Consider the following 21,578-nt stretch of genomic DNA (forward strand, 5'->3'; position numbering starts at 1 on the left):
GGAGCCCGTGAGGACCGCAACTGATGGCGGTGATGGCCCCGGCGCGGGGCCCCGGCGGTGGGCAGGAGGCATCCGGGCGCGAAGTGCGCTAGGGAGAGACGAGTCGCCTTTCCGAGCCGGTCCTCCGATGAACGTCCCCGCTTCGTCCCGCCGCTTCCAGGTCTTCAGCTACGCCGTCCTCGCCTACACGCTGGCCGTGGTGCTGTGGGGCGCCTTCGTGCGCGCCACGGGCTCGGGGGCGGGCTGCGGGGACCACTGGCCCCAGTGCAACGGGGTGGTGGTGCCGCGCGCGCCCACCGTGGCCACGCTCATCGAGTACACGCACCGGGTGACGAGCGGGCTGGCGCTGGTGCTGGCCGTGGTGATGTGCGTCTGGGGCCTGCGCGCCCACGCCAAGGGGCACCCGGTGCGCCTGGCCTCGGTGCTGTCGCTCGTCTTCATGCTGACGGAGGCGGCCGTCGGCGCGGGCATCGTCCTTCTGAAGTACGTGGCGGACAACCCGTCCATCGCGCGCGCGTACTGGATGGCCATTCACCTCATCAACACGTTCCTGCTGGTGGGCGCCCAGGCGCTCACCGCGTGGTGGGCCGGTGGGCGCTCGCGGTGGGTGCTGCGCGGCCAGGGGCTCGCCGGCGCGCTGGTGGGCGTGGCCGTCACCGGGCTGCTGCTGCTGGGGGTGACGGGGGCCATCGCCGCGCTGGGGGACACGCTCTTTCCGGCCACGAGCTTCACGGAGGGCTTGCGGCAGGACATGTCCGAGACGTCCCACATCCTGCTGAGGCTGCGCGTGCTGCACCCGCTGCTGGCGGTGGGGCTGGGCGCGCTGCTGGTGGCGGTGGGCAACGTGCTCGCCCGGCTGCGGCCCTCGGCGGAGGTGCGGCGCTCGGCCACGCAGCTCACCGTGCTGTACGCGGTGCAGCTGGGCGCGGGGCTCACCAACCTGGTGCTGCTCGCCCCGGTGTGGATGCAGCTCGTGCACCTGCTGCTGGCGGACCTGGTGTGGATTGCCCTGCTGCGGCTGTGCGTGGCGGCGCTCGCGGAGGACGCGCCCCGCGCCGTCCTGCGCCCGGATGCCCTGACAGCCCAGTGACTTCCGGACAACCGGGCCCGAAAACCGGTGCGCGCGCACGGGGCCGGGTACAGGCTGCCGCGCATGCAACCTGGCTTCGGACGTGACCTGACCACCGGCAGCATCCCCCGGCTCATGGTGACCTTCTCGCTGCCGATGCTCCTGGGCAGCTTCCTCCAGACGGCCTACAGCTTCGTCAACGCCATCTGGGTGGGGCAGTACCTGGGCACCGCCGCGCTCGCCACGGTGACGGTGAGCTTCCCCATCGTCTTCGTGCTGTTCGCCATCGGCATGGGGCTCACGCTGGCGACGAACATCCTCGTGTCCCAGAGCTTCGGGGCCCGGCGGATGGACGAGCTGAAGCGGACCGTGGACAGCTCCACGGTGCTCATCGGCTCGCTGGGCATCCTGTTCACCGTGCTGGGCGAGCTGTTCGCCCCCAGCATGCTGCGCGCCATGGACACGCCCCCGGACATCCTCGACGCGTCCGTCGCCTACCTGCGCATCTTCCTGCTCTCGATGCCCCTGGGCTTCGGCCTGTTCCTCACGCGCAGCCTGCTCCAGGGCGTGGGCGACTCGAAGACCCCGCTCTACTTCCAGTCCGGCTCGCTGCTCCTCACCGCGGCGCTGGACCCGGTGCTGATGCTCGGCTGGCTGGGCTTTCCCAAGCTGGGGCTCAACGGCACCGCGTGGGCCACCGTCGTCTCCCAGCTCCTGTCGCTCACGGCGCTCATCGCCTACCTGCACGCGAAGAAGGTCCCCGTCGCCCCCTCCTGGCCGCGCTTCAGCCACCTGGGGCCCATCACCCGGAAGACGCTGCGCATCGGCCTGCCCTCCGCCGTCCAGCAGTCGCTCGTCTCCATCGGCATGGTGTTCGTCACCAGCATCGTCAACGGCTTCGGAGAGACGGCCACGGCCGCCTTCGGGGCCGCCTCCCGCATTGACCAGATCGCCTTCCTGCCCGCGATGACCTTCGGCATGGCCATCTCCACCCTCGCCGGGCAGAACCTCGGCGCGGGGCGCCAGGACCGGATCCGGGAGATCTTCCTCTGGGGCTGCGTGTTCAGCGGGGGCATCACCCTGGTCATCACCGCGGTGGCCGTGTCGGTGCCCCGCGCGCTCCTGAGCATCTTCGTCACGGATGCCGCCGTCCTCGAACCGGGCGTCGCCTACCTGCACACCGTGGGTGCCTGCTACCTCTTCTTCGCCCTCGTCTTCGTCAGCAACGGCATCATCAATGGCGCGGGCCACACGCTGGCCACCACGCTCCTGGCGTTGATCAGCCTGTGGGTCGTCCGCGTGCCGGTCGCCTACTGGCTGTCACGGCGCATGGGCAGCGTGCAGGGCGTCTGGTATGCCATTGCGCTGAGCTTCGCCGTGTCGCTCGCCGCCAGCATGGCCTACTACTTCTCCGGCCGGTGGAAGCGCCCGCTCGGCAAGAAGCCGCCTCCAGGCACGCCCCCCTCCACCCCGGACGAGACGCTCACCCACGGCACCACCGGGGCTTGAGCCCCCGGGCCAAAGAGGGGATTCCGGGGATACGTTTAAAAGAGGCTCGTTGCGCTGCCCCCTCAGGCAGTATCCCTAAAACTTTCCGTCTGGTTTCCTTGTGGGTAGCAAAGCGTTGCAACAGAAGGGGTGCGGCGGCGTGCTGTGGGTTGCAGGTCTCTAACAACCGGTATTAGTCTCAAGAATGAGACGCAATCCCATAACCGGGGGAGACGTCTCGCGAAGCGAGGGTGGACGGTGAAGCCGGACGCCTGGCGCTTCCAGGTGGGTGGGTAGCGGGCAGCGGGCCTGCCTCTCTGCACTCTCGGGGGATGGTGCAGAGGGGGGCCCGCTGTGGGTGTTGCCTAATCGCCAGAGCCCGCCGGCCGGGCCGGGGCCGGCATCCGCCCGGGCGCCACCGCGTTCAGGCCCAGCGGGAGCACGGGCTCGGCGGCCGGCGCCAGGTGGCTCGCCTCGGCGCGCAGCAGCGGCAGGCCGTGCGGCTGCGCCTGGAGGAACGTCATCAGCTTCTCGCGCACCAGGCACCGCAGGTCGAACGCCTTGCCCGCGTCCGAGGCGCTCACCAGCGCGCGCAGCTTCATGGTGCGCTCGGAGCAATCCGTCACCTGCAAGCCGTGCACCTTGCCATCCCAGAGCCCCTGGGACTCCTGCTGCAGGATGCGGTGAAGCTCCGCGCGCACCGCGGCCACGTTCGTGCGGAAGTCCACGTACAGCTCCGCGGTGCCCAGGATGTCCGGCGACACCTTGCTCCAGTTCTGGAAGGGCTTCTCCAGGAAGTGCGTCATGGGCACCACCAGCCGCCGCAAGTCCCACACCTTCACCACCACATAGGTGAGGGTGATTTCCTCCACCCACCCCCACTCGCCCTCCACGATGACGGTGTCGCCGATGCGGATGGGCTGGGTGATGGACAACTGGATGCCGGCCAGCAGCGTGGAGATGGACTTCTGCGCCGCCAGACCGATGACGAGGCCCGCCAGGCCCGCGGAGGCCAGCAGGGACACGCCCACGTTGCGCACCGCCTCGAACTGGAGCAGCAGCAGGGAGGCGGCCACCAGCACCACGGCCACCTCGATGATGTGGCGCATCACCACCAGCTGCGTGCGCAGCCCCCGGATGCGCCCCACCTCCGCGCCGGCCGCCGAGCTGCTACTCACCTTCTGCTCCACGAAGCGGGCGGCCAGCCGCAGGAAGCTCATCAGGAACCACGCCAGGGCGATGATGACGATGGAGCGCGCCACCACATCCACCACGTGCTGCACGGGCGCGGGAAGGCCCAGCAGGCGCGAGCCCGAGGCCACCAGCACCGCGAAGATGGGATAGCGCAGCGGGCCTCGCCCCGCCGTCACCAACTGGTCATCCCACCCCGACTGCGTCAGCCCGGCGGCGCGCACGCCCAGCCGCAGCAGCAGCCCCTCCATCAGCCGCCCCACGAGCACGCTGCACGCCAGCACCAGCCCCAGCCCCAGCGCCTGCCAGAGCTCCACCTCCCACAGCGGCCGGTGCAGGAAGAACGCGGGCAGGTGCCCCCGCAGGGCGGAGCCGCCCTCCTCCTGCGCCAGCACGGACGTGGACGGCAGCAGCATCAAGAGCAGGGCAAGGCGGCGCGGCATGGCGGGAACTCCTGAACTCGGGGCCGATGGCCCAGATATTTTGACCTCAAAGATACTAGATGCTGACGGTGGCCTGTCCATGGGTATGAGGCCAGGCCCTCAGGCAGGCGCGCGACAGCCCAGGTGTCTTAAATCCAGGAGTTGCCGGACGCATCCTGGGCGCGCCCGCGTTCAATGGTATCTGCTTGCCGCGAGCCTCCGCGTGTCCCTCCCCATGCCCCCATTGCCCACGCCGCGTCCGGCCTCGGGCGACTCCCGCCCTGGCGCGGCATTCGTGGATGGCGCCTCGCCCGCGTCCCGCCGGCGCGGGGGGCTGACGCCGGTCACGGTGCTGAGCATCTGCCTGGTGGTCACGGCCCTCTCCACGGGGGTCTTCCTGCTGACCACGCGGGGATGGGATGACACCCGGTTCGAGAACCTCGCCCGGCTGAGCCAGGATCGCATCCTGGCCCACCTGGGGGCGGACACGGCCTTGCTGCTGGGCACGGCCGGCTTCTTCACCGCCAGCGACCACGTCACGCCCGAGGAGTTCCGGCTCTACGTCGAGCGCCTGGGGTTGCAGCGCTACGGCCTGGGCATTCGCGAGATGGGCTACAGCCGCCGCCTGCCCGCGCAGCCGGGCCAGAACGAGGCCCACGCCATCACCTCCCTGGAGCCGGCCTCGCCGCGCCAGCAGGAGGTGCTGGGCTTCGACATGTTCTCCGGGCCAATCCACCGGGAGGCGATGGAGCGGGCCTGGCGCACCGGGATGCCCGCGCTCTCCGGCAAGCTCACCCTGGGCGTGGAGTCGGGGGCCACCGGCCAGGAAGGCTTCGTGCTGTACATTCCGGTGTACCAGGGGCACGCCATTCCCCCGAGCGAGCCAGAGCGCTGGCGGACGCTGGATGGCTTCGTCTACGGCCCCATGGCGGCCGAGGCGCTGTTCTCGGAGATGTTCCCCGCCGCCTTTCAGACGCGCGTCACGTTCCGCCTCTATGACGGGCGGACGCCGGCGCCCGAGGCCCTGCTGTATGACTCGGGCGCCTCGCTGAAGACGGCGTCCGCCACGCCCCGGCTCACCACCACGGCGCACATCGAGGTCGCGGGCCGCCCGTGGACGCTGGTGTACTCCTCGCAGCCGGATTTCGAGCGGACGCTGATGGCCTCGTGGGCGCCGGCGGTGGGAGGGATTGGAACGCTGATGAGCCTGCTGGTGTTCGCCTTCGCGCGCTCCCAGCAGGGTGCCCGCAAGCGCGCGGAGGCCAACGAGGCGGAGCGCGCCTGGCTGCTCGCGCGGGAGCGGGGGGCGCGGGCCGAGACGGAAGCCCAGCGCATGCACCTGCAGCAGATCTTCATGCAGGCCCCGGCGGTCATCGCCATCCTCGCGGGCCCCCAGCAGGTCTTCGAGTTCGCCAACACCGAGTGCCAGAAGGTGCTGGGCCACCGGGAGCTGCTGGGCAGGCCGCTGCACGAGGCGGTGTCCGACCTGAGGCAGCACGGCCAGGCGCTGCTGGACGAGGCGTACCGGACGGGACGGGCCCTGTCGGGCCGGGAGGTATGCCTGCCCCTGCGCTACACGGTGGGCGGCCCCCTGGAGGAGCGGTACTGGGACTTCTTCTTCCAGCCCCGCCGCACGCCGGAGGGCAGGGTGGATGGGATGATGGTGTTCGCCTTCGAGGTGACAGCCCAGCTCCAGGCGCGCCAGGAGGTGGAGCTGAGCCGGGAGGAGGCTCGGCGCAGCGCCGCCCAGCTCCAGGCCATCACCGATACGCTGCCGGCGCTGGTGGCCTACCTCGATGTGACGGAGCGCTACCGCTTCGCCAACCAGGCGTACGAGACGTGGTTCGGGGTGAAGCCCGAGCTGGTCCTGGGCAAGACGGCGGAGGAGTTCGTCGGCCCGGCGAGCTATGCGGTGGTGAAGGACCGGCTCCACCGGGCGCTCGCGGGCGAGACCGTCCAGTACGAAGTCGAGCTGCCGCTGCGGGATGGGCGGAAGATCTACATGCAGTCCAACTACCTGCCGGACCGGGACGCGCAGGGCCACGTGCGGGGCATCGTGGTGCTGGCGCATGACCTCACCGAGCGGAGGAAGGAAGAGGAGATTGTCCGCAACGCGGTGCGCCTGCGCGACGAGTTCCTGTCGGTGGCGAGCCACGAGCTGAAGACGCCGCTCACCCCGCTGAGCCTGAAGCTCCAGGCGCTCGCGCGGGCGGTGGAGGGGCAGCCGGAGACACCGTTCACCCAGAAGGTCCGCGCGCACGTGGAGGCGGGGCGCAAGCAGCTCAACCGCCTGTCGGTGCTCATCGGGGACTTGCTGGACGTGTCGCGGATCGGCTCGGGCCAGCTGCGGCTGCGCTGGGAGCCGGTGGACTTCGTGGCGTTGATCCGCGAGGTGGTGGCGCGGCTGGAGCCCGAGGCCCAGCGGGTGGAGTCTCCCCTGAGCGTGGAGGCGCCTGACAGCGTCCAGGGCCACTCGGACCGGCTGCGGTTCGAGCAGGTGGTGGAGAACCTGCTGACGAACGCCATCAAGTACGGGGCGGGCAAACCCATCCGCATCTTCCTGAACGAGGGGGCGGCCGGGGTGGTGCTCCGGGTGGAGGACCAGGGCATCGGCATCGCGCCCGAGCACCAGGCGCGCATCTTCGAGCGGTTCGAGCGCGCGGTGTCGGAGCGCAACTACGGGGGCCTGGGGCTGGGGCTCTACATCACCCGCACCATCGTGGAGCTGCTGGGAGGCACCATCCGCGTGCAGAGCCAGCCCGGCCAGGGCGCGGCCTTCACCGTGGAGCTGCCCCGCCAGCCGCCCCCGGGCACGCCCAGCACCTGAAGCCTGTCATGACCTGGTTCGGGATGACGTGAACCCTGGCATGGCCCCGTCAGGATCGTGCTGTGACCCGAGGCCCGAATCACCTTTTTGAAACGCAAGAGTCTCTGCTCAGGCTTAGCCGTGACAACGGCCCCCCATGCAATGCATTGAGCAAAGAAATTGGGGTTGACCAAAGGCCTGTGCAAAGGCGGAAGAAGGCGTCCGGTACCAAGCCCGCGCATGCGTCCAGGCTTCCATTAATGGACGAAGCCGCATTTTGTAGGGGGCACTCGCACCCGGCAGGCCCCAACGTGGGGGCCGCAACCATGACCATCGCCATCGTTCTGGGCATCGTCGTCCTCGCCCTGGTGCTCTTCTCGCTCGAAACCATCCCCATCGAGGTCAGCTCCCTCACCATCGTCTGCCTCCTGGCGCTCACCCGCGTGCTCACCCCGGAGCAGGCCTTCGAGGGCTTCAGCAACGACACCGTCATCTTCATCTTCTGTCTGCTGGCGATGACGCAGGGGCTCGCCACCACCGGCGTCGTCCAGCTCATCGGGCAGCGGCTGTCCTTCTTCGCCCGCTACGGCCACCAGGTCTTCGTGCTCGCGATGATGGGCACCGTCGCCGTCTTCTCCTCCATCATCTCCAACACGGTGACAACCGCCGCCTTCCTCCCCGTGGCCATCGGCGCCGCGCACCGCGCCAAGGTCCCCAAGAGCAAGGTGCTCATGCCCCTCGCCTACGCGTCGATGCTGGGCGGCATGGTGTTCCTCTATGGCACCTCCACCAACCTGGTGATGTCCGCGGCCATGCAGAAGATGGGTATGAAGGGCATTGGCGTAGCGGAGCTGGCGCCCGTGGGACTGCCCGTGGCGGTGCTCGGCATGTTGATCGTGGTGCTGCTCGGCCCCCTGCTGCTGCCCGCCCGCGAGGGCCAGGCCGGAGAGGCGGGCTGGTCCCTGCGCGACTACCTCACGGAGGCCGTGCTGCCCGAGGGCTCGGGTTACCGGGGCAAGGAGCTGGGTGAGATTACCAAGGGCCTCGGGCTGCGCGTCATCGGCCTGCTCCGGGACGGGCAGCCCCTGGCGGCGGTGCCCTCCTACCGGCTGGAGGGCACCGAGCGGCTCATCATCGAGGGCCGGCGCGAGGACATCCTCCGCGTCAAAGATCTCCGGGGCATCGAGATCCGCCCGGACATGAGGCTGGGCGATACGGAGGAGGCCTCGCGGGACTCGGTGCTGGTGGAGGCCAGCGTCCCCTCGGGCAGCCCCCTGTCGGGCCGGAGCCTGAAGGAGGCCCTCTTCGCGGAGCGCTTCGGCCTGGTCGCGCTGGCGCTGCACCGCAAGCCGGCCTTTCAGCGCATCACCAAGCTGCAGATGCTGGGGCGCCTCTTCGGCCAGCAATCCCTCTCCTCCATTCCGCTGTCCGTGGGCGACGTGCTGCTCCTGCGGGGCTCCCGCGCCCGTGTGGCGGAGCTGGCCGATGGCGCCGCGCTGCTGGTGCTCTCCGACTACGACTACCAGCCGCCCCGCTACGGCAAGGCCCTGCTGGCGGTGTGCCTCTTCCTGGGCGCGCTGGCGGCGGGCTCGCTGGGGGTGGTGCCCCTCTCCGTCGCGGGCCTGGCGGGGATGCTGGGCATGATTGCCACCGGGTGCGTGGATGCGCGCACCGCCTTCCGGGTGGACTGGCGCGTGGTGCTGCTCATCGGCTCGATGATGGCGCTGGGCGTGGCCATGGAGAAGAGCGGCGCGGGGATGTTCCTCGGCAGCCGCGTGGCGGAGATGGCCACCTATGGCGGCCCCCGGCTGGTGCTCACCCTGTTGATGGTGCTGACCATCCTGCTGTCAGCCCCCATGAGCAACCAGGCCGCGGCGCTGGTGGTGCTCCCCGTGGCGGTGAGCGCCGCCTCGCAGCTCGGCGTGGACGTGCGCCCGTTCGCCATCGGGGTGACATTGGCGGCGAGCTGCTCGTTCATCACCCCGCTGGAGCCCAGCTGCGTGCTCGTGTACGGCCCCGGCCACTACCGCTTCACGGACTTCTTCCGGCTGGGCACACCCCTGACGGTCCTCCTCGTGGTGTTCCTCGTCTTCGCCGTCCCCGCCGTGTGGCCCTTCGACGCCTCCGTTCCCGCCGCGGCCGCCCGGTAGCGCCTACGGCTCGCGGGGCTCCGGGGCCCTCGGCCGGAAGAGCGCGCACGCGCGCACCGGCTGGGGCGGATACTTCTGCGGCAACAGCGGGCACAGGATGAACGTCGACGTCTTCGTCTGGATGTAGCGCGGCGGCGCGGCGCAGCGGTGGCAGAGGCTGGTGGGAAACGGCAGCGGCGCCGGCGGAGTCTCCACGCTCACCCCCGGCCCGCCGCCCCGGCAGGGCGCGCGGTGGCACCGGGCAGCACCAGCGGCCACAGCGCCTTGAGCGCCCCGCGCAGCGCCGAGGCGCTCGGGTAACGGTCCTGGGGCTGCTTGGCCATGAGCGTGAGGATGACGTGCTCGAAAGGCCCGGGCAGCGTGGGGCACAGGGTGCGTGGCGGCGCGGGGGCCTGCTGCACCTGGAGGAACATGAGCGGCACGGGCTGGGGATGGCGGAAGGGAAGCTGCCCCGTCACGAGCTCGTAGGCCACCACCCCCAGCGAGTACAAATCGGTGGCCGCGGAGGCCGGGGGCGAGCCCATCACCTGCTCCGGGGCCATGTACTCGGGGGTCCCCATGACGGTGCCCTGCGTGGTGCTGCTGTCCACGTGGGCGCTCTTGGCGAGCCCGAAGTCCATCAGCTTGAGGATGCCCGTGGGGGTGATGAAGAGGTTGGGCGACTTCACGTCCCGGTGCAGCACCCCGTGCGCATGCGCATGCTCCAGGGCGCACGTGGCATGGGTGAGCCAGCGCAGGGACTCGGCGAGGCTGGGGCGCCGCTGGGCCACCAGCCGCTTCAGGTCCATGCCCTCCAGCAGCTCCATGACCAGGAAGTGCCGTGGGCCATCCAGCCCCACGTCGAGCACCCGGGCGATGTTCGGATGCTCCAGGACGCGCACGTGCTCCAGCTCCTTGCGGAAGCGGGTCACCAGCTCCGTGTCGTCCACGGAGGCCATCAGCAGCTTGAGCGCCACGGGCTGCCCGGTCTGGAGGTCCGTGGCCGCATGCACCGTGGAGGTGCCCCCGGCCCCCAGCCACCGCTCCACGCGGTAGCGGCCCGCGAGCACCTGTCCGGGCACGGGCCCACGCACCGCCGGGGGGACGGGGGGATGGGGCGTCACCTGCCCCTGGATGAGGGTTCCCGTGGGCGCGCGGACGGACGCCGGCTGGGTCTTGGCGTCGAAGTCTCCCAGGTAGCTCAGTCCTCCCGAGTCATCATCACCCTGCCGCACTGGCGCCTCCGCTGGGTCAGTTGCCGATCAAGGACACGCTGCCGGGCGCCCCGTTCCCCTCGATGTCGAGGTGGGGCGTGGGCAGGTTGTACTCGGCCGCGGCGCTGGTGGCCTCCACGATGATGGGGCCGGCGATCTCCGGCGGCTCGCCCTGGCAGAGCAGCTCCACCACGTGCTCCAGCGTCCACTTGCCCAGGCGGTTCACCTTCAGGCGCTGGCCGTCGAACACCGCCGTGTCCGCCAGCTCCTGGCTGCCCCCGAGCTTCGCCTCCACGGAGGCGCCCAGGTAGCCGCGCGCCAGCGACACCACCCGGTCCACCACGGAGTTCCACGCCTGCAGGTGGGTGCGGTCCTGCGCCTCGTCCATGATGTCCAGCCCCACGCGCAGCCGCTCCATGCGCTCCAGGAACTGCGCCACGAGCGGGCCGCGCACCAGGCGCCCGTGCTGCGGGGCGATGACCTCCACCGCGGGCTGGAGCTTGCGGATGGCCGCCACGGCGCGCAGCAGGGCGGAGTTCACCGGCATGTAGATTTGATGGAAGGCGCGCACGCCCGTCCAGTCCGCCTCCTGGGCCCACAGGTCCTGCACCTTCGCCTCGGTGAGGCCGCCGAACAGGTCCCCCGAGAAGAGCACCCGGGTCTGCGGATCATAGAGCATCACCGCGCCCCGGAAGTGGCAGAAGGGCGAGGGCACCGGGATGAGCCGGTGGCCGGTGGGGATGTTGAGCCCCTGGGAGAACTTCTCGGTGGCGATGAAGCGGCCGCGCGGCAGGTTGAAGTGGACGATGAGCCGCCAGGTGTCCTCCGAGCAGATGATGCCCGCCCGGGGCGAGTAGCGCGCCGAGATGATGGCCGCCGAGGAGCCGACGTCCGGATCCTGGTGGTTGATGAACATCGCCGACAGGCGCTCCATCCCCCCGATGAGCGAGGACACCTTGGTGTGGATGGTGGAGAAGTCGCTGCTGGAGCCCGGGTCGATCAGCAGGTTGAACTCGTTCTGCTTTTGCGTCTTCGCATCCACGCCCCGGAAACGCCGCAAGAACGGATTGGCGTGGAAGATACTGCCCGGCTCCCGCTTGCCGACCCAGAAGGTTTCGGGGGCGATCTCGATGGGAACCAGGCGCAAGTCCTGGGAGGGCGGGGAAGGCGGGCTGGTCATCACGGACTCGGGAGAGGGGACGCGTGCGCCCACGGCGCAAGGCCCATGCTACCAAGGTCCTTACCGCCGTTTGGCCCGCACTTGAAGCGCCCTTCCCCCGCTACCGGCGCGGGGGCCCCCGGACTCAGGGAGCCGCTGGCTGCTCGTCCGGTACCGGGGCCTGCTCGGCGCTGGCGCTCTCCGTGGAGGGCTTGCCCTGGGGCGGCGGCGTGCGCTTGGCGGCCTGGGCGGCCTGCTTCACGGCCTCGCGGGCCTTCTGGGCCACCTTGGGCGTCGGCGCGAGAATCATGAACATCAGGCGCCCTTCCATGCGGGGCGGCTGCTCCACGATGGCCACGTCCTTCAGGTCCTGCGCCACATCGTTGAGGAGGGCGGTGCCCTGCTCGCGGTGGGTGATTTCGCGGCCGCGGAACTGGACGACGACCTTCGCCTTGTTCCCCTCCTCCACGAACCGGCGCATGTTGCGCACCTTGAACTCGTAGTCGTGGTCCTCCGTCTTGGGACGGAGCTTCACTTCCTTGAGCTGGATGACGACCTGCGCCCGCTTGGCTTCCGAGGCCTTCTTCTTCTCCTCGTACTTGAACTTGCCGTAGTCCATGAGCTTGCAGACGGGCGGGCTGGCCATGGGGCTGATCTCGACCAGGTCGAGCCCCTCGTCACGGGCCCGCGCGAGGGCGGCCTCGAGGGGCATGACGCCGAGCTGCTCACCGTCCGCGCTCACCACGCGAACCTCCCGGGCGCGAATGCGGCGGTTGGTGCGCTGGTCACGGCTTCCACTTCGGCTGCTTCTCTGTTCGCGAATGATGTGAGACTCCTGTCCTGTATGAGGGTTGTGGCCCTCTTAAAATAATGACCGCACCGGGTGACTGCCAGGGAGCTAGGTATCACATGTCCCTCCCTCGCTCTGGCATCAAGCGCCCGCCCCCCTGTGCATCCCCGCGGGCAGTCCTCTCCGTCCTGGAAGGAATATTCCTCAGGACCGCCGCTCCGGTAGCACTCCTGTCACGTTCCCCAAAGATTTCAAGGCGTGACCGATGCGCCCGTTCGCCCCAGGACCCGGCCTCCCGACGCGCTTTGGAGGAATGTTCTCCTCTGGGCCTTTTGGGCGTTGGGAACCCCCGCCCAGGCGGGTCTCACAGACCCCACTCCCTGCCCCCCGGTATTCCCGGGGGGGAGCAACATCGCGCCCGAGGCGCATCTTACCACTTCCTCGGCGTATACCGACGAGCAGGGTGTCACCCATGACGGCTGCCGGGCGGCCGATGGGCGCTTCGGGCCCGGGAATGAGTGGGTGTCCGCGTGGGAGCTGAACCCGTGGATCAAACTGGAGTGGGACACCCCCCGGACCCTTCATGCCGTCGACCTGTATGACCGGGTGAATGCCTGGCCCAACGTGAACACGGGCCGCTTGAGCTTCAGCGACAACACGGTGGTGGAGGTGACGGGCATCCCCCCGGATGGGGCCCTCAAGGCCATCACGTTCGCGCCCAAGACGGTGACGTGGATGAAGTTCGAGGCCACGGGGGGCACGGGCAACCTCAATGGCCTGTCGGAGCTCGCCGCCGGGGAGCTCCAGCCCGTCACCCGGAGCTATGCGCGCAGCGAGTCCGTCAACCTGGTCTTCTGGCCCGGCGTCCGGCTGACTTCCAGCACGCCATCCAACGTGGGCGTGAGCCAGCTCGCCACGAAGTTCGGCGAGGACGCGAACAACTACCATGACTTTCCCAGCGCCTCGTGGCTCCAGCTCGACCTGGGCCCCGGCAACGTGCAACACATTCACAAGGTGCGCCTGCGCTTTGGCGAGGCCAGCCTGAGCGCCACGGGCTACAAAATCTGGGTCGGCAACGAGCCCACCCCCGAGAACAACACGCTGGCCGCCGACGTGCGGGGCAACACGAAGCCCATCGTGACGGCCCAGTTCCCGGCGATCCCCGGGCGCTTCGTGCGCGTGCAGGTGTTCAGCGCCCCCTCGGCCGTCCAGCCCATCCGGGTGGACGGGCTGTCGGTCTACTCGACCGATCCGAAGCAGGTGACCCGGCACTATCCGGTGAACGGGCGAGGCTCCGGCAGGGCGAAGCTCGAGCCCCTGCGAGGCTGGGGCTGGTACCACGCCTCCCGAAAGGCGAGCAACCTCCTGTCCGAGGAGCCGGTGGCCACGGGCCCCGATGACCGGCGTGACAGCAACCAGCAGCTCGACCTGGCCCACGAGGGCGCGGCGTTCCGCGTCCAGCTCGATGACACCTATGCCCTGGAGAAGATGATCCTCGGGTTTGGCCGCGCGCCCGCCGCCCCGGTGGCGCTCAAGGTCGAGCTGTCTGTGGATGACCGCCACTACCACACGGTCTTCGACGGCGATGCACCCCCGGGCCATGCGCCGGTGCTCACGTGGTCCACGGACGGGGGCCATGGGGATGCGAAATATGTCCGCGTCACGCTGCCCCGGACGGCGGCGCCCCACCACGTGAGGGTGTTGTCCCGCCTGGAGCTGTATGGTTTGCCCGTCACCTCCCGGCCCCTTCCCCCGGAGGCGCCCCCCGAGGGCGCCGTGCAGGCCGGAAGCCTCGAGGTTCCCTACGACGGCTACCTCAGCGCCGCCATCTACGACGCCCGTGGCCGGCTCGTCCGGACGCTCAAGAGCCGCGAGCCCGTGGCCAAGGGCCCGGACCGCCCGCTCTACTGGAACGGCCAGGATGACTTTGGCCAGGCGCTGCCCGAGGGGCCGTATCAATGGAAGGCCGTCGTCAGCCGGGTGTCCTCCCGGGACGATGGCAGCGTGGGAAACACGGGCAATCCCTCTCATGGACTGGCCCATGCGCCGCACCAGGCCGCCGCCCTGGCGTATGACCCGGATGGCTACCTTTACACGGCCAGCTCCTGGGAAGAGTCCGCCACGGAGCTGCGCCGCTACAAGCCCAATGGCACGCCGGACTGGGCCTTGCCCGCCAAGCTCAGCCTCGCCGTGGCCGCCGATGGCGAGTTTGTCTATGTGGCCCAGTGGAAGGAGCAGGATGGCCTCATGGCCAACGTGGTGAACCGTCACCGCGCCGGGGATGGCACCCCCGAGCCCTTCCCCGGCACGGCCGGCGGCGCCTTGCTCATCAATCCCCCCGCCGCCAACCCCAAGCCCGTGGGCCAGCGCCGGGCCACGGCGGACCAGAGCCGGTGGTTCGTGGGCGTGAATGGCCTGGCCGTGGACACCACGTGCCTCTGGGTGAGCAACTACCGCCAGAACCGGGTCGAGTGTTACGCGAAGGGCTCGGGCACGCTCCAGGGCGCGTTCGCCGTGAACCGGCCCCTCGGCATCGCGGCCGATGGCCACGGCTTCGTGTGGGTGGCCCAGGAGGGCAACCGCGTCACCAAGTACCGCACCGCCCTGCCCCCCACGTCCTCCTGGGGCATCCCCGTGGGCAGCCTCTCCGGCCTGGCGGATCCGTATGCCGTGGCCCTGGGGGTGGGCGGGACGCAGCTGTTCCTGACCGAGCACGGCACCGGAAGCGTGCGGGTGTATGGCACCGCCCAGGGCGGGCTGCTCGCCACCCATGGCCAGCAGGCACTGCCGGGCCCCCTGCAAGCGGATCATTTCCGGCTGGGCCACCGGGCGGGAATCGCCGCGGACGCCGAGGGCCGCTACGCCGTCGCGGACACCGGCAACCACCGCTTGCAATGGTTCTACGCCGATGGACGCCTCCGGCGCTCCATGAGCAGTGAGTTCATCTCCGCCCCGTTCGTCGATGAGACCGGGGCCCTGCCCCACACCGTGCTCAGTGGGCCACGCCAGTACACCGTCGACCCCACCACCGGGGCCTGGCAATACACACACAACTGGACGCCCGGCGACAACGCCTTCGTCGATGAGGTCTCCAAGCGGCGCCGGCTCCGGGTGAATCCCCACCAGGGCCCGCCCCTCTACCGCGACTTCCTTTTCTATACCGCCGATGGGTTCCGCGGAGGCGTGACGGTCTACCTGCTCGAACCGGGGGACACCGGGATGCGCCGGGCCGCGAGCCTGGGCTTCGGCTGGACCGGCGCTGATGACAACACGCTCCCCGGCAACCGGTGCTTTCAGTGGATCGACTCCTCCGCGGACGGACGGGTGGACCCCTCCTCCGAGGTGTCTTTCCCGGAGACGTGCATTGCCGGAGACATGCACGTCTGGGTCAGCGAGACGGGGGACCTCTGGCTGTCGCAGACGTCACCCGCCGAAGGCGCGGTGGTCATCCCGCTCCAGGGCTTCGACGCGAACCACAACCCCATCTATCGCTTCGAGGCCCGGTACACCGTGCTGCCGCCGGACCCCTCGCCCACGAATTACCGCGCGGCGGTGATCCGCTCGATTCCTGGCAGCCCGCGGTTCCTGACGCTCGGCTCGACGGCCCAGAGTGACGCGGCCCGGGGCACCGCGGGCTTCGGGAGTGGCCACGTCGTCACGCTTCACCACGCGGATGGCTCGGAGAAGGTGCGCGTCAACCTCCCCGACGAGTGGAAAGCCTTCACCCTCGCCGCGGATGGCGAGTACTGGTACACGGGCCACTCGCGCGACGACCAGCATTGGGTCCACATGTATGACGAGGACGGGCTGCTCATCGCGACGATGCGGCCCGGGGCCTCCAGCCGCTGGGGCGCCGGGTGGATGGACCACGCCTCATCCCTGACGGCCCGGAAAGAGCCTGGCACCCACACCCACTATGTCTATGCCGAGGATGTCTATTGGGGCCGGATGATCCGCTACGCCACGGAGGTTCCCCCGGACAGCCTGAGCCGGAGCGGGGGCCAGTTCACGTTTTCACGATAACGTGCGGCTTGCGGATTAAAACGGTTGATACAACCGGTTTCACCGCGGCCCTCAAAGGCTCACATGGGATCCAACCGGCCCAGCCGTGAGACGGATTCCACTTGAAGCGTGGGCTGGCGGCCCAGCGTGCTCTCGGATCAAACGCGGCCCTTTACAAAACACGTTACAGTAGCGCAGTATATCTACAGCCCTCTCACATTTCTTTTTTCTTCGCTGTGGCCGTGAAGGGGGGGGCCGTGCCCGGGCGTGGAGGCCGTATGAAAGCCAGGAGCGCGGCGTCTTGCCGTGATGTGTCGTGTATTGCCTTTGTCATGTGTTTGCTCGTGAGCCTGGCGGGAGAAGCAGCCCGCCGCGCGGACGCGGCACCGTTCACCCTCTTCGAGAGCGGCCAGGTCCGGCCCCTCGCCCTCTCGCCGAGCGGCACCTACCTCTTCGCCGTCAACACCCCGGACAACCGGCTCGAAGTCTTCAAGATGGCCAACGCGGGCCTCATCCACGTGAGCTCCATTCCCGTGGGGCTGGAGCCCGTCGCCGTCGCGGCGCGCAGTGACACCGAGGTCTGGGTCGTCAACCACCTGTCCGACAGCGTGAGCGTGGTGGAGGTGGCCTCCGGGGGGCTGGGGGGCGCGGTGGTGCGGACGCTGCTCGTGGGCGACGAGCCGCGCGACATCGTCTTCGCCGGGCCCGGCAAGGGCCGCGCCTTCATCACCACGGCCCACCGGGGCCAGAACGTCCCGTTTGATCCGCAGTTCACCACGCCGGGCATCGGCCGGGCGGACGTCTGGGTCTTCAATGCCAACGCCCTGGGCACCTCGCTGGGGGCAACCCCGCTCTCCATCATCACCCTGTTCAGCGACACGCCGCGCGCCCTGGCCGTCACGCCCGATGGCTCGCGCGTCTATGCCGCCGCGTTCCACTCGGGCAACCGCACCACCATCATTCACGAGACGCTGGTGCCCAACGGGGGCGAGGCGGCCGGCGGCGTGCCGGGCCCCAACGTCAACTTCCAGGGCATTGCCGCGCCGGAGACCGGCATCCTGGTCAAGTTCAACGGCCTGGACTGGCTCGACTCCCTGGGCCGCTCCTGGACGAACGACGTGAAGTTCTCCCTGCCGGACAAGGACGTGTTCGTCATCGACGCCACCGCCAACCCGCCCGCGCAGCTCGCGGGGACGGCGGGCTTCTACTCGGGCGTGGGCACCATCCTGTTCAACATGGCCGTCAACCCGGTGAACGGAAAGGTGTACGTGAGCAACACCGAGGCCCGGAACGACTTGCGCTTCGAGGGCCCCGGAACGCTCGCCGGCACCAGCCTGCGCGGGCACCTGCACGAGAGCCGCATCAGCGTGCTGGGCACCTCGGGCGTCGCGCCCCGGCACCTCAACAAGCACATCCACTACGGCGCGTGCTGTGCCGCCCTGCCCAACGCGGAGAACGACAAGAGCCTCGCGCAGCCGCTCGGCATGGCCGTCACCTCCGACGGCGCCACCCTGTACGTGGCCGCCTTCGGCTCCTCGAAAATTGGCGTCTACTCCACCGCCGCGCTCGAGGCCGACACCTTCGTGCCCAGCACGGCGAACCAGATTCCGGTGAGCGGCGGCGGCCCCACGGGCCTCGTGCTGGATGAGGCGCGCGGGCGCATGTACGTGCTGACGCGCTTCGACAACGCCATCTCTGTCATCAACACCGCCACCCAGCAGGAGATCTCCCACCTGCCGATGTACAACCCCGAGCCGCCCAGCGTGGTGGCCGGCCGGCCGTACCTCTATGACGCGCGCAAGAGCTCCAGCCACGGGGACTCGTCCTGCGCGAGCTGTCACATCTTCGGCGACTTCGACAGCCTGGACTGGAACCTGGGCAACCCGGATGCCGCCTACACGTACAACCTGAACCCCATCGCCACGGCGCCCCTCGAGTTCGGGCCGGACCCCACCTTCGGCCAGGACCCCAACTTCCACCCGGTGAAGGGCCCCCTGGCCACCCAGAGCCTGCGCGGCATGGCCAACCACGGCCCTATGCACTGGCGCGGGGACCGCACGGGCGGCAATGACGCCACGAGCGCCCAGCCGGACAGCGGCGCCTACAACGAGGCCGCGGCGTTCGCGAAGTTCAACCCGGCCTTCATGGACCTGCTCGGCCGCAACGCCCAGCTCTCCGCCGCGGAGATGCAGCAGTTCTCCGCCTTCATCCTGCAGATCGTCTACCCGCCCAACCCCGTGCGGAACCTGGACAACTCCCTCACGGCGCGGCAGCAGGCGGGCAAGGACTTCTTCGTCAACACCACGAGCTTCTTCCACGGCTCGTGCGAGTCCTGCCACCGCATGGACCCCAACGCCAACCCCAGCGCGGGGCCCTTCAAGGGCTTCTTCGGCACGGACGGCCGCTCGGCGTTCGTCGGCACGGCCATCTTCCCCAAGACGCCCCACCTGCGGAACCTGTACCAGAAGATCGGCATGTTCGGGGTCAACTACCCCTTCGGCTTCCTGCCCCCGGATCCGTTCCTGGGCGACCAGGTGCGCGGCTTCGGCTTCAACAGCGATGGCTCGCTCGACACCATGCTGCGCTTCAACAGCGGCTTCGACTTCCACCCCACCTTCAACTCGGTGGGCATCCCCAACACGCCCGCGGGCCACCAGGCCAAGCTGGACATGGGCGAGTTCCTGCTGGCCTTCGACAGCAACCTGGCCCCCATCGTCGGCCAGCAGGTGACGCTCACGGCCTCGCAAGCGCTCGTGGCGGGGCCCCGCGTGGACCTGCTCATCGCGCGGGCCAACGCGGGCGAGTGCGACCTGGTGGCCAAGGGGCGCATCTCCCAGGCCGACGTGGGCTACCTGTACGTGGGCGGAGGCCTGTTCAAGCGCGACAAGCAGTCCCACCTCCTCGTCGCCGACACGGTGCTCCGGCAGCTCGTCTACACAGGCTCCGGGGCGCTGACCTATACCTGCGTGCCTCTGGGCTCGGGCCAGCGCATCGGCATCGACCGGGATCTCGACGGGCACCTCGACGGGGACGAGCGGGCCGCGGGCAGCAACCCCGCCAACCCGCTCAGCTGCCCCTGAGACCGGCTCAGGGCAGTGTGCGGTACGCACGCTCCAGGAGCTCGCCGCTGCGGAGGGGGCTCGCCTTGGCCTCCTCCACGTCCAGCCCCTCGCCGTGGCCTCGCCCCTTGCCCTCGAAGACAATCTCCGCGCCGTCGAACGAGGCCGTGTGAGGGCAGGACGGAAGCTTCAGCGCCGAGCGGAGCACCTCGCACGGTCTCGACTCGGCCGTGTCGAAGGTCTCTCCGGCCTCCTGGGTGGACTGGATGAAGAGCACCCGCCCGTCCTTGAAGCGCAGCGAGGCCAGCCGGGGGCCGAGGAGGGCCTCCACCCGCACGCGGGCCCGGCGCTCCGTCCACGGCTCCTGTCCGCCCTGTGAGAAGGGCAGCCACTGCTTCCAGCGCAGCGCGGGCAGGCCCAGGGCCTTCTCCTCCTCGGGTTTGATCCGCACCGTGCCGAGAAACGCCTGGCAGTGCGTGGTATCGCAGAGGGGCCGGCCCCCATGCCGACTCTGCGCGTGCCGCTCGTTGTGCGCCGCCACCCGCGCGAGCGCCACCCGGGGCTCGCCCTGGAGGGACGCATCCTCCGCCGCCACCACGCCCGCCGTGTACTGGAGCCGCGTGGTGCGGAAGATGAAGTCCGAGCCCCTGCGGGCCCGGCGCTCCCGCTCGGTGACGGGCACGCCCGGGGGCGGACGGTAGGGCGGCGGCGGGGCGCCGGTGAAGATGCCCGCGTAGTCGCGGCCCTCGGAGGGTAAACCCGGCGCCCGCACGCGCCAGGGGCTGCCCAGGCACACCGCGGGCCCTCGCGCCACCCGGCCGTCCAGCCGCGAGAATCCCGGCGGGAGGGCGTGGGGAACGCCCGCGTCCACCGAGAACCCCGCGCCCGGGCACCCGGCCTCCACCTCGTGTACCGGCACCAGCCCCAGCACCTGCACCTGGGCCGCCTCCAGGCCGCTCTTCCGCCGCGCCCGGGCGAGCACCTTCGGCACCTCGTCCGCGAAGCTCCGGGGCATCTTGCCCGGCCGCATCACCACCGCCACGGCGTCCGCGTCCACCGCGACAATCCAGCCGTACTGGGGTCGGCTGGCCGCGTCCCTCACGGTGCCCGTCTTCGTGGCGATGCCCGCGTAGGCCGCCGACGCGGGCAGCTCCGAGAGCGTCCCGCGCGCCGCGTTGTCCTTCAGGGTGTCGATCAGCTCGGGCCGGGCCTCGGCGAGCAGCCGGTAGGACTGGGCCAGCCCCCACGGCGACAGCGCCAGCGTCGAGCGCAAGCCGATGGCATCCGCCATGTCCGCGGGGGTGCCCGTGAGCCCCACCGCCTGGAGCACCTCGCCCCAGGGCCCGAAGTCCACCGCCGCGCCCCCCTTCGCCGCCCAGTCCAGGAAGTAGCCGTTGCAGGAGCGCAGCAGCGCCGTGCGCCCATCGACCTTGGCGGGCAGGCCGTTGCCGCACGCCCACTCCTGCACGCCGGGACGTGGCGGCAGCAGCGGGGGCGGCCCGGCGCTCCCGGCCAGCAGGAAGGGTTTGAGCGTGGAGCCGTAGGGAAGCGCGCGCCGGACATCTCCCTCCGAGAGGAGCACCTCGCCGGAGTGCCGGCTCACCACCACCGTGGCCGGCTCCGCGGCCTTCACCTCCACGCCCGCCAGCTCGTCGATGGACAGGGGCAGGGCCCAGCGCGCCCCGTCCTGGCACTGGCGCAACCGGACGGAGAGCGCCCGGGGAAAGCCCTGGCTCTCTCCGAGCAGGCGCGCCAAGGCCCTGCGCGCCGCAGGCGTGTCCACCCGGGGCGCGCGCGCCAGCTCCGAGGCGGCCCGGGTCAGAGATTGGTAGGGCCCCTCGCGCCACTCGGCCAGCTCGCCGCTCGTCCACACCGCGAAGGCCTCGTGAAAGAACCGGTCGTCGGAGGCCGCAGGGCACGCCCACCACAGGAGCTGGTGCGCCAATTCGTGCCGCAGCGCCTCGCGCAGGCGCGTGTCCAGTACGCCCGGCGTGTTCTGCCGCAGCTCCACGAGGCCCGGGGTGCCCTGGGCGTTGCGCTCCGGCGGCAGGGCCACGCCGCGCTGGAGACGGAGGGGCGGTGGCTCCCGCGAGGGGCGGCCCCCCGCCTCGGCCACGTACCGCGCCTCCAGCGCCTTCCAGGCGGCTTCCGCCTCGGCACGCAGCGCGTCCTCGGGCGTCACGTCCCCCTGGGTGAGAAAACGCGGGGTGGCCGCCAACAGGGCAACCGTGACGGCGGCCCACCCCATG

Annotated in this window: 12 protein-coding genes; 6 read left to right on the top strand and 6 right to left on the bottom strand. The window is 70.2% G+C overall.

The annotated features are described in order from the left end of the window. Window positions 1-127 precede the first annotated feature (127 nt). Both KY661_RS25005 and KY661_RS25010 read left to right on the top strand, forming a co-directional pair. Complete coding sequence (locus KY661_RS25005; RefSeq protein WP_225412608.1) at window positions 128-1,090, top strand: COX15/CtaA family protein; 963 nt, start codon at window positions 128-130, stop codon at window positions 1,088-1,090. 63 nt (window positions 1,091-1,153) lie between these two features. Then, complete coding sequence (locus KY661_RS25010; RefSeq protein WP_225412609.1) at window positions 1,154-2,578, top strand: MATE family efflux transporter; 1,425 nt, start codon at window positions 1,154-1,156, stop codon at window positions 2,576-2,578. A 344-nt stretch (window positions 2,579-2,922) separates the two neighbouring features. On the opposite strand, the gene KY661_RS25015 is transcribed toward KY661_RS25010, so the two are convergent. Further along, window positions 2,923-4,191, bottom strand: a complete 1,269-nt coding sequence (locus KY661_RS25015) for a mechanosensitive ion channel family protein (RefSeq protein WP_225412610.1) — start codon at window positions 4,189-4,191, stop codon at window positions 2,923-2,925. A gap of 214 nt (window positions 4,192-4,405) precedes the next feature. On the opposite strand from KY661_RS25015, the gene KY661_RS25020 reads away from it, so the two are divergent. Both KY661_RS25020 and KY661_RS25025 read left to right on the top strand, forming a co-directional pair. Then, a complete protein-coding gene (locus KY661_RS25020) occupies window positions 4,406-6,997 on the top strand; it encodes a CHASE domain-containing protein (RefSeq protein ID WP_225412611.1) in 2,592 nt (863 codons plus the stop codon). A 305-nt stretch (window positions 6,998-7,302) separates the two neighbouring features. Then, the gene (locus KY661_RS25025) at window positions 7,303-9,126 is read left to right on the top strand and encodes an SLC13 family permease (protein WP_225412612.1); all 1,824 of its coding nucleotides are present in this window, start codon (window positions 7,303-7,305) and stop codon (window positions 9,124-9,126) included. Window positions 9,127-9,129: 3 nt separating this feature from the next. On the opposite strand, the gene KY661_RS25030 is transcribed toward KY661_RS25025, so the two are convergent. The 4 genes from KY661_RS25030 to infC form a co-directional block, all read right to left on the bottom strand. Then, window positions 9,130-9,321 carry a hypothetical protein gene (locus KY661_RS25030; RefSeq protein WP_225412613.1) on the bottom strand — a complete coding sequence of 64 codons (192 nt, stop codon included), beginning with the start codon at window positions 9,319-9,321 and terminating at the stop codon, window positions 9,130-9,132. A gap of 2 nt (window positions 9,322-9,323) precedes the next feature. Continuing rightward, window positions 9,324-10,340 carry a serine/threonine-protein kinase gene (locus KY661_RS25035; protein ID WP_225412614.1) on the bottom strand — a complete coding sequence of 339 codons (1,017 nt, stop codon included), beginning with the start codon at window positions 10,338-10,340 and terminating at the stop codon, window positions 9,324-9,326. 16 nt (window positions 10,341-10,356) lie between these two features. Continuing rightward, on the bottom strand, window positions 10,357-11,499 hold the full coding sequence (locus KY661_RS25040; RefSeq protein WP_225412615.1) for an oxygen-binding di-iron domain-containing protein: 1,143 nt from the start codon (window positions 11,497-11,499) through the stop codon (window positions 10,357-10,359). Window positions 11,500-11,623: 124 nt separating this feature from the next. Then, the gene (infC, locus tag KY661_RS25045; protein WP_225412667.1) at window positions 11,624-12,304 is read right to left on the bottom strand and encodes a translation initiation factor IF-3; all 681 of its coding nucleotides are present in this window, start codon (window positions 12,302-12,304) and stop codon (window positions 11,624-11,626) included. A 222-nt stretch (window positions 12,305-12,526) separates the two neighbouring features. Between infC and KY661_RS37605 the strand changes: the two genes are divergently transcribed. Continuing rightward, on the top strand, window positions 12,527-16,291 hold the full coding sequence (locus KY661_RS37605) for a DUF7402 domain-containing protein (protein ID WP_450097579.1): 3,765 nt from the start codon (window positions 12,527-12,529) through the stop codon (window positions 16,289-16,291). Between the two features lie 257 nt (window positions 16,292-16,548). Further along, entirely contained in the window at window positions 16,549-19,350 is a 2,802-nt protein-coding gene (locus tag KY661_RS25055; RefSeq protein WP_398577233.1) for a hypothetical protein, read from the top strand. Between the two features lie 7 nt (window positions 19,351-19,357). Here the strand turns inward: KY661_RS25055 and KY661_RS25060 are convergent, their stop codons facing one another. Further along, window positions 19,358-21,577 carry a SpoIID/LytB domain-containing protein gene (locus KY661_RS25060; RefSeq protein ID WP_225412618.1) on the bottom strand — a complete coding sequence of 740 codons (2,220 nt, stop codon included), beginning with the start codon at window positions 21,575-21,577 and terminating at the stop codon, window positions 19,358-19,360. Between the last annotated feature and the right edge of the window lies 1 nt (window position 21,578).

It is taken from the genome of Allostigmatella hybrida, from assembly GCF_020103775.1.
GTDB lineage: Bacteria > Myxococcota > Myxococcia > Myxococcales > Myxococcaceae > Hyalangium > Hyalangium aurantiaca.

Coding starts and splice junctions, on each gene's coding strand:
- KY661_RS25055 (WP_398577233.1), top strand. CDS start 16,549: ATGAAAGCCAGGAGCGCGGCGTCTTGCCGTGATGTGTCGTGTATTGCC.
- KY661_RS25060 (WP_225412618.1), bottom strand. CDS start 21,577: ATGGGGTGGGCCGCCGTCACGGTTGCCCTGTTGGCGGCCACCCCGCGT.
- KY661_RS25015 (WP_225412610.1), bottom strand. CDS start 4,191: ATGCCGCGCCGCCTTGCCCTGCTCTTGATGCTGCTGCCGTCCACGTCC.
- KY661_RS25010 (WP_225412609.1), top strand. CDS start 1,154: ATGCAACCTGGCTTCGGACGTGACCTGACCACCGGCAGCATCCCCCGG.
- KY661_RS25025 (WP_225412612.1), top strand. CDS start 7,303: ATGACCATCGCCATCGTTCTGGGCATCGTCGTCCTCGCCCTGGTGCTC.
- KY661_RS25005 (WP_225412608.1), top strand. CDS start 128: ATGAACGTCCCCGCTTCGTCCCGCCGCTTCCAGGTCTTCAGCTACGCC.
- KY661_RS25020 (WP_225412611.1), top strand. CDS start 4,406: ATGCCCCCATTGCCCACGCCGCGTCCGGCCTCGGGCGACTCCCGCCCT.
- KY661_RS25040 (WP_225412615.1), bottom strand. CDS start 11,499: ATGACCAGCCCGCCTTCCCCGCCCTCCCAGGACTTGCGCCTGGTTCCC.